The organism is Elioraea sp. (assembly GCF_022842375.1).
GTDB lineage: Bacteria > Pseudomonadota > Alphaproteobacteria > Acetobacterales > Acetobacteraceae > Elioraea_A.
The window spans coordinates 39,833-52,731 of record NZ_JALHPR010000026.1 but is presented as its reverse complement, the minus strand read 5'-3'; the positions used below and the strand labels follow the sequence as shown (position 1 = coordinate 52,731).

Genomic DNA, 12,899 nt, shown 5'->3' with positions numbered 1-12,899 from the left:
GGCGCCACCGTCGCGTTGGCGGGTTCAGCGTGGCAGGGGGGCGTTGACGGTGATCGTGATCGTGTCGCCGGCGAGAACGGGGCGCGCGGTGATGCCGAAGGCGCGGCGGCTGATCATGGCCTCTGCCGTGACGCGTCCGTCGCGCTCGGTGATGGTCAGCGTCACGGGGCGCGTGACGCCCTTGATGGTGAGCATGCCCTGCAGCATCGCGCCGTCCTCGCCCGGGATTGCGGCGGCGGCGAACAGGATCAGCGGGAAATGGTCGACATCGAGAAAATGCTGCGCCTTCACATCAGCCTCGATCGGGCCTGCATCGAGGTTGAGGCTGTCAGCGCTGATGCGCGCCTCGGCATGGGCCGCGGCCCTGTCGCCCGGGTCGTAGACGAGCCTGCCCTCGAACCTGCCGAAGCTGCCAGCGATGGGGAACACGCCGAAGGCATAGGCGGTGAAGGTTATGGCGCAGCAGGTGGGCGTGACGTCGAGCGCAAGCGGGCGCGGCGCGGGGGCAGCGCGCGGGGGGGCCGCGTTCGGCACTGCGCCCGCGGCAAGGGGAACGAGGAGGAGGAGGGCGAGAAGGCGTCGCATCGGAAGCCTCGTTGTTGCCCGGGAACACAGGTTCGCACGGATGAGCCTGCCATGGCGACGCACCCTTGCGTGACCTGATCGGTGGCGCCGCATCACTTCCATAGGGGCCACCCTGGCTGGGCGGTGCGCCGAACTCTCGATCATCCGCCTGCCGTCGGGCTGGGACGGCGGTGCCGTCCTGCCCGAAATCATTACGAAAACGGATAGAGCGACATGGCGGATCGATTGACTCGTTACTGTAAAGACCGTATGACACTTGAACTGTCAGAGCTTTGTGACAGTCTGCCAGTGCGCCCTTCCGATCGCTCCGGGCGCAACGCTTGGCTGGAGCCGACGCGCCGATCCCGCCTGACCAGTCTGACCCAAAAACTCACGCGGGATCCCGCAGTTAAACTTTGTAAGAGGAAGGAGGAAGAACAGTGAGTGACCTCGATGATCCCAACAGGGTTTGGCCGACAGGCCTTACGATCAAAGAGTCTGAAGCGCTGCATAAACATGTGATCGATGGCTCGCGCGTTTTCTTCGTTATCGCGCTCTTCGCCCACATGCTCGCCTACATCTATTCTCCCTGGCTGAAGTAGGGGGCACGTCATGAACAACGGACGTATCTGGTGCGTGGTGAAGCCGACCGTCGGCCTGCCGCTGTTTCTTGGCGGGGTGGCGGTGATCTCACTCACCGTGCACGGCTCGGTAATGACCAATACCACGTGGATGGCCGATTTCTTCCAGGGCAGCAAGGCGCGCCGCGCCGACGCCGCTCCGGTCCCGGCACACCTGGCCGCTGCCCATGTCAACGACTCGAACGTCACGGTCAGCGTGATGCCGGTCGCCGGCCTGCCGGGTGATACCACTGCCTTCGTCGTGACGATCACGCCGAAGGCGGGTGGATCAGCCCAGACGGTGATGCTGCACCGGCCTGAGGTGACGGATGACGGCACGGGCAGCAGCGCGGCACCGCCACGCTGAGGCTTGGCTGCGGTGGCGTCTGCGGCCTCGGGAACGCGCCTCGCCTGCGGGGCGTGTGAACGGCCGGGGCCACCGGATCCTGCGACACGATCAGGGATCGCGCATCCGCACGATACCCTGGTTGTGGAGCAGTGTCGGATGCGCCTGGTGTGCCGTGCTTGCCGGGACGTGAACGCGGGACGTGAACGCGGGGCGCGCGAGGCGGGGAAGTCTGCTCGACATCCCCGTTCGCGTGGCACGCCCCCAGGATCAGCGATGTCGCATCGTGACGTGCCTTCGGGACATGCCTTCGGGACCGGCCCATGGCCATGAATCGCCTCAGCCAGAAAGCGATGCGCGCCTGGGTCACGGCAGGGCCGCGCTTCCTGCCGTTCGCCGATGCCGCCTCGGCCGACCTGCCGCTGTCGCGGCTGCTGCGCCTTTCCCTCATCCAGGTCTCGGTCGGCACGTCGCTGGTGCTGCTGGTCGGCACGCTCAACCGCGTCATGATCGTCGAGCTCGGGCTCTCCGCGACCATCGTCGCCGCGATGATCGCGTTGCCTGTGCTGTTCGCACCCTTCCGCGCGCTCATCGGCTATCGCTCCGACACCCACACCTGCGTGCTCGGATGGCGGCGCGTGCCCTTCCTGTTCCGCGGCGCGATGCTGCAGTTCGGCGGGCTCGCCATCATGCCGTTCGCGCTGCTCGTGCTGGCAGGCGAAGGTCACTCGGACCGTGCGCCGGCGTGGATCGGCCAGGCCTCGGCGGCACTCGCCTTCCTGCTCGTCGGCGCGGGGCTGCACACGACGCAGACCGTCGGCCTCGCACTTGCGACCGATCTCGCGAGGCCGGAGCAGCGGCCGAACGTGGTCGGGCTGATGTACGTGATGCTGCTCGTCGGCATGATCGGCGCCGCTCTCGTATTCGGGTTCGCGCTCGAACCCTTCTCCCCCGGGCGGCTGATCCAGGTGATCCAGGGAACCGCCGTCGTCACCCTCGTGCTCAACGCCATCGCGCTCTGGAAGCAGGAGGCGCGACGGTCGCGCACGGTGGCAGCGGCGACCGAGGGCGACCCAGGTTTCCGTGCGGCGATCGGCCTCTACATGCAGGGCCCGCATGCGCTGGCGCGCCTCGCCGCGGTCGGCCTCGGCACGATGGCGTTCGGCATGCAGGACGTGCTGCTCGAGCCCTATGGCGGCGAGGTGCTGGGCATGACCGTCAGCGAGACCACCAGGCTGACGGCGAGCCTTGCCGGCGGCAGCCTCGCCGGCTTCGCGCTCGCCTCGCGGATGCTCAGCCGGGGTGCCGAGCCGTTCCGCATGGCGATGGCGGGTGCGATCATCGGCGCGGTGGCCTTCTGCGGTGTGCTCGCCGCGGCACCGGCGGGCTCGACGCTGCTGTTCGTCGGCGGGGTGATGGCGGTTGGCTTCGGCGCCGGGCTGTTCGGCCACGGCACGCTGACGGCGACGATGAACCATGCGCCGAAGGAACAGGCGGGGCTTGCCCTTGGCGCCTGGGGGGCGGTGCAGGCCTCCGCCGCCGGGCTCGGGGTGGCGATCGGCGCGCCGATCCGTGACATCGGCGGCGCGCTGCCCTCGCTTGCCGCCTCGCTTGGCCCGGCTGCGGGCTACACGCTCGTATTCATCCTCGAGATCACGCTTCTGCTTGCGGCGATCGCAACGATGGTGCCATTGCTTTCGCGCAGCCGCGCACGCATGCCGGGAGCGGACGGTTCCGGCTACGAACAAGACGGTTTCGATCTCAAGACGAGGTAGGAGGTGCCATGACCCAGACGATCTGCCGTGTCTACGCAACGCGCCGGAAGGCCGAGGCGGCCGCCGACAAGCTCAGGCTGAACGGCTATGGCACCGTCGATGTGTTCGGCGATGCCGAGGGCGCGCCGATCGGTGCCGATGGCCACGTCACCGCCATGATGCGCGCTGGCGTGCCGCGGCACCTCGCCGGCGAGTACGCTAGGCTGATCGGCTCCGGCAACACCGTGGTCGGGGTCTATGCCCCGTTCGGCCGTGGGTACCTGGCCGAGCAGCTCCTGAAGGAGCACGGTCCGCTCGACCTCGATCCGCCCCGGCGCGAGACGATGTTCGACGATGCGACCCCGATGTCGAACATCCTTGGCATCAAGCCGCTCTCGGAGGGCAAGCTGCCGTTCGAGGAGCTGACGGGGGTGCGGTCGCTCGCCAGCGGCTGGACGCTCTCGGGCATGTTCGGCCTGGGCTTCGGCCGCGCGAAGCCGGCGCCGTTCTCCTCGATGTTCGGCCTCCCGACACTGACGAAGGGGGCGACGCCCCTCACCTCGATGACGGGGATGAAGACGCTGGTGGACAACCCGACGCCGCTGTCCTCGGCCGTTGGCATGCCGGTTCTCAGGCAGGGCACGTTCCTGACCTGATCGGGACCGGTCGGGCCGGAAACCTTTGGGGAAGGGGGGCGATCCCCCTTCCCGGAAGGGCTTGGAGTGCTGGCGCCGCCCGCCTTATGATTGCGCTTCCATGGCAGGGAGTGTGCGATGAGTGGCGAGACATTCGTTCTGCTCAATCTCCTTCTGGTGAAGGGGCCGATCCTCGGGCTTGCGCTGTGGGAGCTCTGGAAGCTCCGCCACTACCCGAAGCCGCCGGAGCGGCAGGAGAGCGTTCCGTCCCCGCTCGCGCCGATGGGCGGCGACCGCAAGGACCTGCCGTCCAAGCCGCTGCCCGACTGCCTCGTGCCACGGCCCCTGGCGCTGCCCGCGCGGCGGCGCGAGGAGCGGGTGCGGGAACTCGAGCCGGTCTGATCACGCGGGCGGGCGCCGTGACCCGGCGCCGCCGCGCGGCCTCACTGTTCCTTGGTCGAGAAGATCTGGAACAGGACGGGGAAGTGATCCGACGACAGGATGTTTGCCGGCATCCGTTTGCCGATATGGTTGGAAAACCGCCTTTCCTCGACGCCTGAGCGATTCGCCTGGACCACGTAGTCGTAGTGGTTGTTCGCGATCTCCTGCCCCGTCCCGGTGACACGGCGCGTCGTGGAAACGGACTTGTCGTAGCGCACGGTCCAGTCGCTGCGGATCATCTTGTCGGGTGTGCAGTTGAAGTCCCCGACAAGCATCCACTGCTCGCCCTTGTGGAGCGTCGTGTTCAGGAAGTCGGCCATGTCCTTGCCGGGCGTGGCCGCACCCCCGTGCGCGTCATTGTGGAACGAGTAGATGTAGGCATCGGCGTAGTTGATGCCGATGGCCGGCCGGGCAGCATTCTCAAGCGCGATGTAGCAATCGGTGGTGAGGTTGGCCGCGCCGACGCGGATGACAGCCAGGCTGCAGCGCAGGTTGTCGGGCGCATTGCCTGGATGATGCGTCCTCGCCCAGCGCGTCCAGAAGATGTGCATCCCTCCGGTCCGGTTCGTGAAGGGCAGGTATTTGTAGGAATGGTCGTGGTTTTCCGTGGCCGGGTAGAGCAGCGGGGAGTTGCCGAACTCCTGGCAGCAGACGACGTTGACCTTGGTGGCGATGCCGTTCGTGACATCGAGCCACGAGCGAAGCGTGGTGAGCTTGTCGCCGAACGAGTTCCAGGTCAGCACGTACTTCGTGTTGTCCTTTTCGACGAACGTATCCGCGTTGGCCACCCTCTTCCTCCCTCGCGCTCCGGTAGAAAACACTCGGCGCGAAGGTGCCATGGTGCGGCTGATCGGTGCGTGACACGCGTCATACGCCGCGACACGCGCGGGCGCTCACGAGCACCGGAAATGCAGAAGGCCCGCACGGTGGCGGGCCTTCGCATTTCGGACGAGGCCGGGGGAGGCGCCGGTCCGCCAACGAGCGGACCGGCCCTCGACCCTGCCGCGGCGCGGCTAGACGGAGTAGTACATCTCGAACTCGACCGGGTGCGGGGTGTGCTCGAACTTGTACACCTCGGTCCACTTCAGATCGATGTAGGACGCGATCTGGTCCTTGTTGAACACATCGCCCTTCAGCAGGAAGTCGTGGTCGGCCTCGAGCGCGCCGAGCGCCTCGCGGAGCGATCCGCAGACGGTCGGGATGCCCTTCAGCTCCTCGGGCGGCAGGTCGTAGAGGTCCTTGTCCATCGCCTCACCCGGGTGGATGCGGTTCTGGATGCCGTCGAGGCCCGCCATGAGCATGGCGGCGAAGGCGAGGTAGGGGTTCGCCGTCGGGTCGGGGAAGCGGACCTCGACGCGCTTGGCCTTCGGGTTCGTCGCATACGGGATGCGGCATGAGGCCGAGCGGTTGCGCGCCGAGTAGGCGAGCAGCACGGGAGCCTCGAACCCGGGGATCAGGCGCTTGTAGCTGTTGGTCGAGGGGTTGGTGAACGCGTTCAGCGCCTTGGCGTGCTTGATGATGCCGCCGATGTAGTAGAGCGCGCTCTCCGAGAGGTCGGCGTAGCCGTTGCCGGCGAAGAGCGGCTTGCCCTTCTTCCAGATCGACTGGTGCACGTGCATGCCGGAGCCGTTGTCGCCATAGACGGGCTTGGGCATGAACGTCGCGGACTTGCCGTAGCTGTGCGCGACGTTGTGGATCACGTACTTGTAGATCTGCATGTGGTCGGCCTGCCGCACGAGCGGGCCGAACTTGGTGCCGAGCTCATGCTGGCTCTGCGCCACCTCGTGGTGATGCTTCTCGATCGCCAGGCCCATCTCGCCCATGGTCGAGAGCATCTCGGCGCGGAGGTCGCTCTCGCTGTCGACGGGCGGGACGGGGAAGTAGCCGCCCTTCACGCCGGGGCGGTGGCCCATGTTGCCCTCTGGGTAGTCCTTCAGGCTGGCCTGCGGCCCCTCGATGCTGTCGAGCTGGTAGATGCCGTAGGTGCCGCCCGTGCCGAACTTCACGTTGTCGAAGATGAAGAACTCGGCTTCCGGGCCGAAGAACGCCGTGTCGCCGATGCCGGTGGAGGCGAGGTAGGCCTCCGCCTTCTTGGCGGTCGAGCGCGGGTCACGCACATAGGCCTGGCCGGTCGAGGGCTCGACGATGTCGCAGAACAGGATCATCGACGGCTTTGCCGCGAACGGGTCCATCACCGCGGTGGTGGGGTCGGGCATCAGGATCATGTCGCTCTCGTTGATCGCCTTCCAGCCGGCGATGGAGGAGCCGTCGAACATGATGCCGTCGGTGAACACGTCCTCGTCGATCGTGGAGACGTGCTGGGCGGTGTGCTGCCACTTCCCGCGCGGGTCGGTGAAGCGGAGATCGACATACTCGACCGAATGCTCCTTGAGCATGTCGAGCACCTTCTTCACGTCGGGCTTCGGAGCCATGGTTCCCCTTCCTGTCCTGTCAGGTTCGTTTCGGTTGCGGTGGTCTGCCCCTCCCGGTGGGGCTGGGCGAAGGCGTGGCCGTGGTGATCGCCGCTGGCCTTGCGGGCCCGCCCGGCGTGGAGCGGCGGGCGGAGAAGTGGTGATGCGCGCGCTAGATCGCATCCTCCCCACGCTCGCCGGTGCGGATGCGGATCGCTTCCTCGACAGTCGAGATGAAGATCTTGCCGTCACCGATGCGGCCGGTGCGGGCGGCGGTCATGATCGCCTCCACGGCCCGGTCGACCAGCGCGTCGTCGCATACCACCTCGATCTTCACCTTCGGCAGGAAGTCGACGACGTATTCGGCGCCGCGGTACAGCTCGGTGTGGCCCTTCTGGCGGCCGAAGCCCTTGGCCTCGACGACGGTGATGCCCTGCAGCCCCACTTCGTGGAGCGCTTCCTTCACCTCGTCGAGCTTGAACGGCTTGATGATGGCTTCGATCTTCTTCATTTGCGCGTCACGTCCGGGATGTTCCTCACCTGCCGCAGTGCCATTGACGCCGCCATGCGGCCCCCGGTCCTTACGGCGCGCGGACCTTGCACGGGTTGTGCCATGGCTTCAAGCCCGCGACGGCGGTTCGCCAGGCATGGGATCAGGGGGTGCCGCCGCGCCCCGGGCGGCGCGAACGCAGGCATCTGCACGAATTTGCGGCAGCGTTGCGCGATCGCGCTGCGCTGGCCATAGTCGTGGCCGCAGATGGGGAAACAGGGTTGGTCATGAAGGCGCCGAACACGCTGCTCGCCAACACGGGCACGACGATCTTCACGGTGATGAGCGCGCTTGCCACCCAGCACGGCGCGGTCAATCTCGGCCAGGGGTTCCCCGACCAGGACGGGCCTGGCGACGTGCTGAAGGCGGCCGCCGACGCGCTGCTCGACGGGCGGAACCAGTACCCGCCGCTGACCGGCGTGCCAGAGCTCCGCGCGGCCGTTGCTGCCGCCAACCGCCGCTTCTGGGGCATCGATGCCGAGCCTGCGGAGGTCGTCGTCACCTCCGGGGCGACGGAGGCGATCACCGCCTCGCTGATGGCCATCCTCGACCCGGGCGACGAGGTGGTGCTGATCGAGCCGCTGTACGACACGTATCTTCCCGTCGTGAAAATGCTGGGCGCGGTGCCGAAGCTGGTGCGCCTCGAGCCGCCGAAATGGGAGCTGCCGCGCGCGGCCCTGGCTGCCGCCTTCGGGCCGCGCACCAAGGCGATCCTGCTGAACACGCCGCAGAACCCCTGCTCGAAGGTGTTCACCGCCGCAGAGCTCGCCTTCATCGCCGACCTCGTCCAGAAGCACGACGCCTATGCCGTGTGCGACGAGGTGTACGAGCACCTGACCTTCGACGGCTGGCGCCACATCCCGCTGATGAGCCTGCCGGACATGCGCGAGCGGTGCATGCGCATCGGCTCGGCCGGCAAGACGTTCAGCCTGACGGGCTGGAAGGTGGGCTACGTCACCGCTGCCGCGCCGCTGGCGCAGCTCGTCGCCAAGGCGCACCAGCTTCTCACATTCACCACCCCGCCCAACCTGCAGCGCGGGGTGGCGGTGGGGCTCGCCAAGCCGGATGCGTACTTCGCCGGGCTGGCCGAGGGGCTCCAGGCCAAGCGCGACAGGCTCTCGGCCGGCCTCTCGCGGCTCGGCTTCGGGGTGCTGGAGGCGCGGGGGAGCTACTTCGTGTCCGCCGATTTCCGCCCGCTCGGGTTCCTGGGCGATGACGTCGCCTTCTGCCGCTGGCTGACCGAGACGGCGAAGGTGACGGCGATCCCCGTCAGCGCCTTCTATGCGGATGCGGCGACGGCACCCCGGCACTATGCGCGGTTCGCCTTCTGCAAGAACGACGCGACGCTCGACCTCGCACTTGGCCGGATGGAGGCCGCGTTCGCGTCACGCGGGGCCGAGGCGCAGGGGAGGGCGTTGACGGCCTGAGGCTCGGCGGCGTAATCAGCCCCCCTTCGGTGGCGGCCTTAGCTCAGTTGGTAGAGCGCCAGGTTGTGGTCTTGGATGTCGCGGGTTCGAGTCCCGTAGGTCGCCCCACCTTTCCCTCCGGTCGCTGATTGATGCTGCCCTGGCTGGGACGGCCCCGTTTGCAGGGCAGGCCGTGACGTGTCCAAATCGGGCGGCAGACCGGGAGGGACAGGACACGCATGCACATCTCACTGAATGGCCGCCGTGCTCTGATCACGGGCGCGTCCGACGGTCTCGGCCTTGCCATGGCGCGCCGCTTCGCCGGCTCGGGCGCCGCCGTCGCCATGCTCGCGCGCACGGCAGCGAAGCTGGAGGACGCCGCCGCCCTGGTGCGCGCGGAGGCACCCGGCGTGACTATCGCCGCCATCCCGTGCGACGTGTCGAAGGCCGATGACGTAGCAGCGGGCTTCGCCGCCGCCGAAGCGGCGCTGGGGGGCATCGACATCCTCGTCAACAACGCCGGCACCTCGGTGCGTGGCCGGTTCGAAACGGTCACGGACCAGATGTGGCAGGACGATCTCGACCTGAAGCTGTTCGCCGCCATCCGCCTCTGTCGCCTGGCCTTTCCCGGCATGCGCGCGCGGCGCTGGGGGCGGGTGATCAACGTGCTGAACATCGGCGCCAAGGCACCGCCGGCGGAGGGCTCTCCCACCGCCGTCTCGCGGGCCGCCGGCATGGCGCTGACCAAGGTGCTCGCCAACGAGGGAGCGGCCGACAACATCCTCGTCAATGCGCTGCTCGTCGGCATGATCGAGAGCGGGCAGTGGACGCGGCGGCACGCGGCCGACCAGCGGAATGTCACGTGGGAGGAGTGGAAGGCCGAGCAGGGTGCGCGCATCCCCTTGGGGCGCATCGGGCGGGCGGAGGAGTTCGCCGCGACCGCCTGCTTCCTCTGCTCGGAGGAGGGCGGCTACGTGACCGGCACGGCCATCAATGTCGATGGCGGGCGCAGCCCGGTCGTCTAGCCCTTCAGCAGGCTCACGGTCAGGCTGATGATGTAGGTCTGCACGCGCTTGCCATGGTCGGTCATCACCGCGTTCTGGGCGCACGCCGCACCACGCTCCGGCTCGTTGCGCGCCTCGACGATGCCGAGATGCGCGAGCCTGCGCATGCCGACGCGATACTCCGCGTCCAGCGCGCCACAGTAGATCGCCGTCTGGTCCATGTCGAGGAACACGCGGAGAAGCTCGCCGTCGAGCTCGCGTAGCGTCTGCACCACCTCGTCGGTCGCGGCCGGCAGCGAGGCGGGGTCAGCCTTCAGCGGCAGCGCGCCCGCCATCACCACGCGTGGGGCGTTTGCCTGCGCGGGCATGCCCGGCACCAGCTCCCACACCGAGCGCACGGGGCCGTGGGCGAGCATCAGGACGAAGATCGCCACCACCGGCCAGCGCAGGGACTTGACGAGATCGATGAACGCGACCACGCGGTCGGGCGGGTGGATGGTGGCCAGCTGTGCTTGCACGTGGGGTGACATGGTTCGCCTCAGGCTGCTGACTGGCCATGCTGCATACGGGAAAAGGGTTAAGGGATGTTGACGGTCGGGATCGCGGGGCTGGGTGCCATCGGGCTGAAGCTCGCGCAGGAGCTGGACAAGGGCGTCGAGGGCCTCAGGCTGGTTGCCGTCGCCTCGCGCGATGCGGAGAAGGCGCGGGGCGCCGTCGCAGGCTTCCGCACGCCGCCCAAGGTGGTGGACCTCGCCGGCCTCGCGGCCGAGGCTGACGTGGTGGTCGAAGCCGCGCCGGCCGCCGTGTTCGAGGCGATCGTCGGCCCAGCGGTCGCGGCCGGCAGGATCGCGATCGTCTCATCCGTCGGTGCGCTGCTGCCGCGCATGCACCTGGTCGATGCCGCGCGCGCATCCGGCGGGCGCATCATCGTGCCGACGGGAGCGCTGCTCGGCCTCGATGCCGTCCGCGCCGCCGCCGAGGGGAATGTCGAGAGCGTCACCCTCGTCACGCGCAAGCCGCCGCGCGGGCTGGCCGGGGCTCCCTATCTCGACCAGCACCACATCGACGTCACCACCATCACGACGCCGACGAAGATCTTCGACGGCACCGCGCGCGAGGGCGCGGCCGGGTTCCCCGCCAACGTGAACGTCGCGGCAGCACTCGCACTTGCCGGCATCGGCCCCGATCGCACGCGGCTCGAGATCTGGGCCGACCCGACGGTGACGCGCAACACCCACACCGTGAAGGTGGAAGCCGATACGGTGCGGCTGACGATGACGATCGAGAACGTTCCGTCAGCGGAAAATCCGCGCACGGGCAGGATCACGCCGCTGTCGCTGCTCGCCTGCCTGCGCGGGCTGACGGCAACCTTGAAGGTGGGGAGCTAGGCGCTCCCCACACGTCCGGCCTCAGCAGAACAGGTAGTTTGCCGGGTCGGTCATCTCGGCATCGTTGAGGTCGTCGAACTGGGCGACCTCCTCGAAGCCGAAGCGCGTGCCGGCCCCGTCGCGATCGACCTCGAGGAAACGCGTCAGGAAGGTGGGCCCTGGCGAGGTGATGCGGATGAACTCAGCGAGCGTCTCCTCGCCGAAGCGCCCGTTCACGAGCGCGCGGATGTCGATCAGGTCGATGCCGGCCTCGAAGTCGGTCACCCGGTCCGTCTCGCCGTCGAAGGCCGCGAAGACGAACACGTCGCGGCCAGCACCGCCGGTGAGCGTATTGGTGCCCGTGCCGCCGGCGAGAACATCGTCACCCTCGCCACCGTCGAGGAAATCGTCCCCGGCATCGGCGTGCAGCACATCGTTGCCCTCGGCGCCGAACAGCACGTCATCGCCGGCGCCGCCGCGCAGCACATCCTTGCCTGCCCCACCGTCGAGCACATCATCGCCGCCATCGCCGGTGAGCCAGTCGCGGCCGCTGCCGCCGAGAAGCACGTCGTCACCGGCACCGCCGAGCAGCACCAGGCCGCCATTGCCGCCGACCACGGTATCGTCGCCGCGCCCGGCCACCAGCAGGTCGGCGCGCCCCGAGGCCAGCACGTCGTCGCCACGCGTTGCGTCGGGCGAACGGATGAAGCTCTGCGCCTTCAGTGCGGCGGGAGAGCCGAGGTCGGACAGGATCAGGCTGCGCTGCCCGAAGCTCACCAGCACATCGTCGCCGTCAACCAGTTTCGCCCGCGCGAGGGCTGTGGCGAGCTCGCGCGCAGAGAGGGCGAGGTCGGACACGTCGATGCGGTCGCCGGCGCGAAGGTCCTCGATCCGGTCGACACCGCGTCCGGCGGAGATTACGAACACGTCCGCCCCCGCGCCGCCGAGATAGGTGTTGTCGCCGCCACGGCCGACCAGCACGTCGCGCCCCGCACCGCCCAGGAGCATGTCGTTCCCGGCACCGCCGTCGAGCACGTCATCACCCATGCCGCCATCGAGCAGGTCATTGCCGCCGCGGCCGAGCAGCACGTCGCGGCCTGCCCCGCCGAGGAAGGTCTCGGCGGCATCCGTTCCGGCGAGGCGGTCGTCGCCGCCGCCGAGCGTCACGGTGGTGAAGGCGAAGCGGTCCACCTCCTGCGCATAGGCGATCACGCCGCGCTCGCCCGCCACGCCAGTGATGGCGGCGTTGGGGCGGCCCATCGCGATGGTCGTGTCGAAGGAGGAGAGGTCGAGCGTGGTGAAGGCGCTGGTGCCGCCAAAGGGCGCGAAGAACACCGAGATCAGGTCATCGGTGTAGTTGTCGGGGTCGGTCAGCACGCCGAAGAACACTGCGAGGTCCAGCGTCGGACCCGGGATGGGCGTGTCGCGGAAGCCGATCACCGGTGCACCGTCCGACAGCCGCGTCACCTCGGCACTCTCGAGGCTGATGTTCAGGCCGAAGCCGGGCACGCCGCCGAGCGCGAGGAAGAAGGCGGGAATGGGCCCTGGCGCACCAGGCAGTTGCACCGGCTGCGCCAGCGCCGCTGACGCCGCGGCGAAGTCACCGCCGAAGGCGAAGCGGTAGCCATCGAGGACGAAGGTGAGCGACGTCGCGTCGGCCGAGAAGCCGAGCGTGAAGGGGTTCACCGTCGACGGATCGGGGAAGGCGGGGAACGCGGCAAGCCCTGGTCCAATGAACAACGTCGCCATGCGTCTCTCCTGGAATCGCGATGCGGGAGGCTAGCAGCACCTCGACGGCGCG

General features: G+C 68.4%; 14 protein-coding genes and 1 tRNA gene. 9 read left to right on the top strand and 6 right to left on the bottom strand.

From position 1 onward, the window contains the following. Positions 1–24: 24 nt before the first annotated feature. Entirely contained in the window at positions 25–585 is a 561-nt protein-coding gene (locus Q0C38_RS18445; RefSeq protein WP_291298592.1) for a YceI family protein, read from the bottom strand. A gap of 419 nt (positions 586–1,004) precedes the next feature. On the opposite strand from Q0C38_RS18445, the gene Q0C38_RS18440 reads away from it, so the two are divergent. The 5 genes from Q0C38_RS18440 (at position 1,005) to Q0C38_RS18420 (ending at position 4,321) form a co-directional block, all read left to right on the top strand. After that, positions 1,005–1,166: a light-harvesting protein gene (locus tag Q0C38_RS18440; RefSeq protein WP_291298591.1), complete on the top strand. Its 162-nt coding sequence runs from the start codon at positions 1,005–1,007 to the stop codon at positions 1,164–1,166. 10 nt (positions 1,167–1,176) lie between these two features. Next, positions 1,177–1,551, top strand: a complete 375-nt coding sequence (locus Q0C38_RS18435) for a light-harvesting protein (protein WP_291298590.1) — start codon at positions 1,177–1,179, stop codon at positions 1,549–1,551. A gap of 302 nt (positions 1,552–1,853) precedes the next feature. After that, positions 1,854–3,305, top strand: a complete 1,452-nt coding sequence (locus Q0C38_RS18430; protein ID WP_291298589.1) for a PucC family protein — start codon at positions 1,854–1,856, stop codon at positions 3,303–3,305. 8 nt (positions 3,306–3,313) lie between these two features. Continuing rightward, entirely contained in the window at positions 3,314–3,940 is a 627-nt protein-coding gene (locus tag Q0C38_RS18425) for a hypothetical protein (RefSeq protein ID WP_291298588.1), read from the top strand. Between the two features lie 117 nt (positions 3,941–4,057). Then, positions 4,058–4,321, top strand: coding sequence for a hypothetical protein (locus tag Q0C38_RS18420; RefSeq protein ID WP_291298587.1), 264 nt, complete (start codon positions 4,058–4,060; stop codon positions 4,319–4,321). 41 nt (positions 4,322–4,362) lie between these two features. On the opposite strand, the gene Q0C38_RS18415 is transcribed toward Q0C38_RS18420, so the two are convergent. The 3 genes from Q0C38_RS18415 to Q0C38_RS18405 all read right to left on the bottom strand — a co-directional run bounded on the left by Q0C38_RS18415 (position 4,363) and on the right by Q0C38_RS18405 (position 7,282). After that, the gene (locus Q0C38_RS18415) at positions 4,363–5,148 is read right to left on the bottom strand and encodes an endonuclease/exonuclease/phosphatase family protein (RefSeq protein WP_291298586.1); all 786 of its coding nucleotides are present in this window, start codon (positions 5,146–5,148) and stop codon (positions 4,363–4,365) included. A 225-nt stretch (positions 5,149–5,373) separates the two neighbouring features. Continuing rightward, positions 5,374–6,792 carry a type I glutamate--ammonia ligase gene (gene glnA, locus Q0C38_RS18410; RefSeq protein ID WP_291298585.1) on the bottom strand — a complete coding sequence of 473 codons (1,419 nt, stop codon included), beginning with the start codon at positions 6,790–6,792 and terminating at the stop codon, positions 5,374–5,376. 151 nt (positions 6,793–6,943) lie between these two features. Then, the gene (locus tag Q0C38_RS18405) at positions 6,944–7,282 is read right to left on the bottom strand and encodes a P-II family nitrogen regulator (RefSeq protein WP_291298584.1); all 339 of its coding nucleotides are present in this window, start codon (positions 7,280–7,282) and stop codon (positions 6,944–6,946) included. Between the two features lie 266 nt (positions 7,283–7,548). Between Q0C38_RS18405 and Q0C38_RS18400 the strand changes: the two genes are divergently transcribed. The 3 genes from Q0C38_RS18400 (at position 7,549) to Q0C38_RS18390 (ending at position 9,752) form a co-directional block, all read left to right on the top strand. Next, positions 7,549–8,748 (top strand): aminotransferase, encoded by a 1,200-nt coding sequence (locus Q0C38_RS18400; RefSeq protein WP_291298583.1) that lies wholly within the window; start codon positions 7,549–7,551, stop codon positions 8,746–8,748. 32 nt (positions 8,749–8,780) lie between these two features. Next, positions 8,781–8,856, top strand: a tRNA-His gene (locus tag Q0C38_RS18395). A 110-nt stretch (positions 8,857–8,966) separates the two neighbouring features. After that, positions 8,967–9,752, top strand: a complete 786-nt coding sequence (locus tag Q0C38_RS18390; RefSeq protein ID WP_291298582.1) for an SDR family oxidoreductase — start codon at positions 8,967–8,969, stop codon at positions 9,750–9,752. On the opposite strand, the gene Q0C38_RS18385 is transcribed toward Q0C38_RS18390, so the two are convergent. Then, complete coding sequence (locus Q0C38_RS18385) at positions 9,749–10,261, bottom strand: hypothetical protein (RefSeq protein ID WP_291298581.1); 513 nt, start codon at positions 10,259–10,261, stop codon at positions 9,749–9,751. The two genes, Q0C38_RS18390 and Q0C38_RS18385, sit on opposite strands and share 4 nt — an antisense overlap. A 54-nt stretch (positions 10,262–10,315) precedes the next feature. Between Q0C38_RS18385 and Q0C38_RS18380 the strand changes: the two genes are divergently transcribed. Beyond that, complete coding sequence (locus Q0C38_RS18380) at positions 10,316–11,119, top strand: aspartate dehydrogenase (RefSeq protein ID WP_291298580.1); 804 nt, start codon at positions 10,316–10,318, stop codon at positions 11,117–11,119. Positions 11,120–11,140: 21 nt separating this feature from the next. On the opposite strand, the gene Q0C38_RS18375 is transcribed toward Q0C38_RS18380, so the two are convergent. Then, positions 11,141–12,847 (bottom strand): calcium-binding protein, encoded by a 1,707-nt coding sequence (locus tag Q0C38_RS18375; RefSeq protein WP_291298579.1) that lies wholly within the window; start codon positions 12,845–12,847, stop codon positions 11,141–11,143. Positions 12,848–12,899: the final 52 nt, after the last annotated feature.

Bases quoted from the DNA above. Each gene is read 5' to 3' on its own strand.
- Q0C38_RS18385 (WP_291298581.1), bottom strand. From the start codon at position 10,261: ATGTCACCCCACGTGCAAGCACAGCTGGCCACCATCCACCCGCCCGAC.
- Q0C38_RS18375 (WP_291298579.1), bottom strand. From the start codon at position 12,847: ATGGCGACGTTGTTCATTGGACCAGGGCTTGCCGCGTTCCCCGCCTTC.
- Q0C38_RS18400 (WP_291298583.1), top strand. From the start codon at position 7,549: ATGAAGGCGCCGAACACGCTGCTCGCCAACACGGGCACGACGATCTTC.
- Q0C38_RS18430 (WP_291298589.1), top strand. From the start codon at position 1,854: ATGGCCATGAATCGCCTCAGCCAGAAAGCGATGCGCGCCTGGGTCACG.
- glnA (WP_291298585.1), bottom strand. From the start codon at position 6,792: ATGGCTCCGAAGCCCGACGTGAAGAAGGTGCTCGACATGCTCAAGGAG.
- Q0C38_RS18420 (WP_291298587.1), top strand. From the start codon at position 4,058: ATGAGTGGCGAGACATTCGTTCTGCTCAATCTCCTTCTGGTGAAGGGG.
- Q0C38_RS18435 (WP_291298590.1), top strand. From the start codon at position 1,177: ATGAACAACGGACGTATCTGGTGCGTGGTGAAGCCGACCGTCGGCCTG.
- Q0C38_RS18445 (WP_291298592.1), bottom strand. From the start codon at position 585: ATGCGACGCCTTCTCGCCCTCCTCCTCCTCGTTCCCCTTGCCGCGGGC.
- Q0C38_RS18380 (WP_291298580.1), top strand. From the start codon at position 10,316: ATGTTGACGGTCGGGATCGCGGGGCTGGGTGCCATCGGGCTGAAGCTC.
- Q0C38_RS18390 (WP_291298582.1), top strand. From the start codon at position 8,967: ATGCACATCTCACTGAATGGCCGCCGTGCTCTGATCACGGGCGCGTCC.
- Q0C38_RS18425 (WP_291298588.1), top strand. From the start codon at position 3,314: ATGACCCAGACGATCTGCCGTGTCTACGCAACGCGCCGGAAGGCCGAG.
- Q0C38_RS18405 (WP_291298584.1), bottom strand. From the start codon at position 7,282: ATGAAGAAGATCGAAGCCATCATCAAGCCGTTCAAGCTCGACGAGGTG.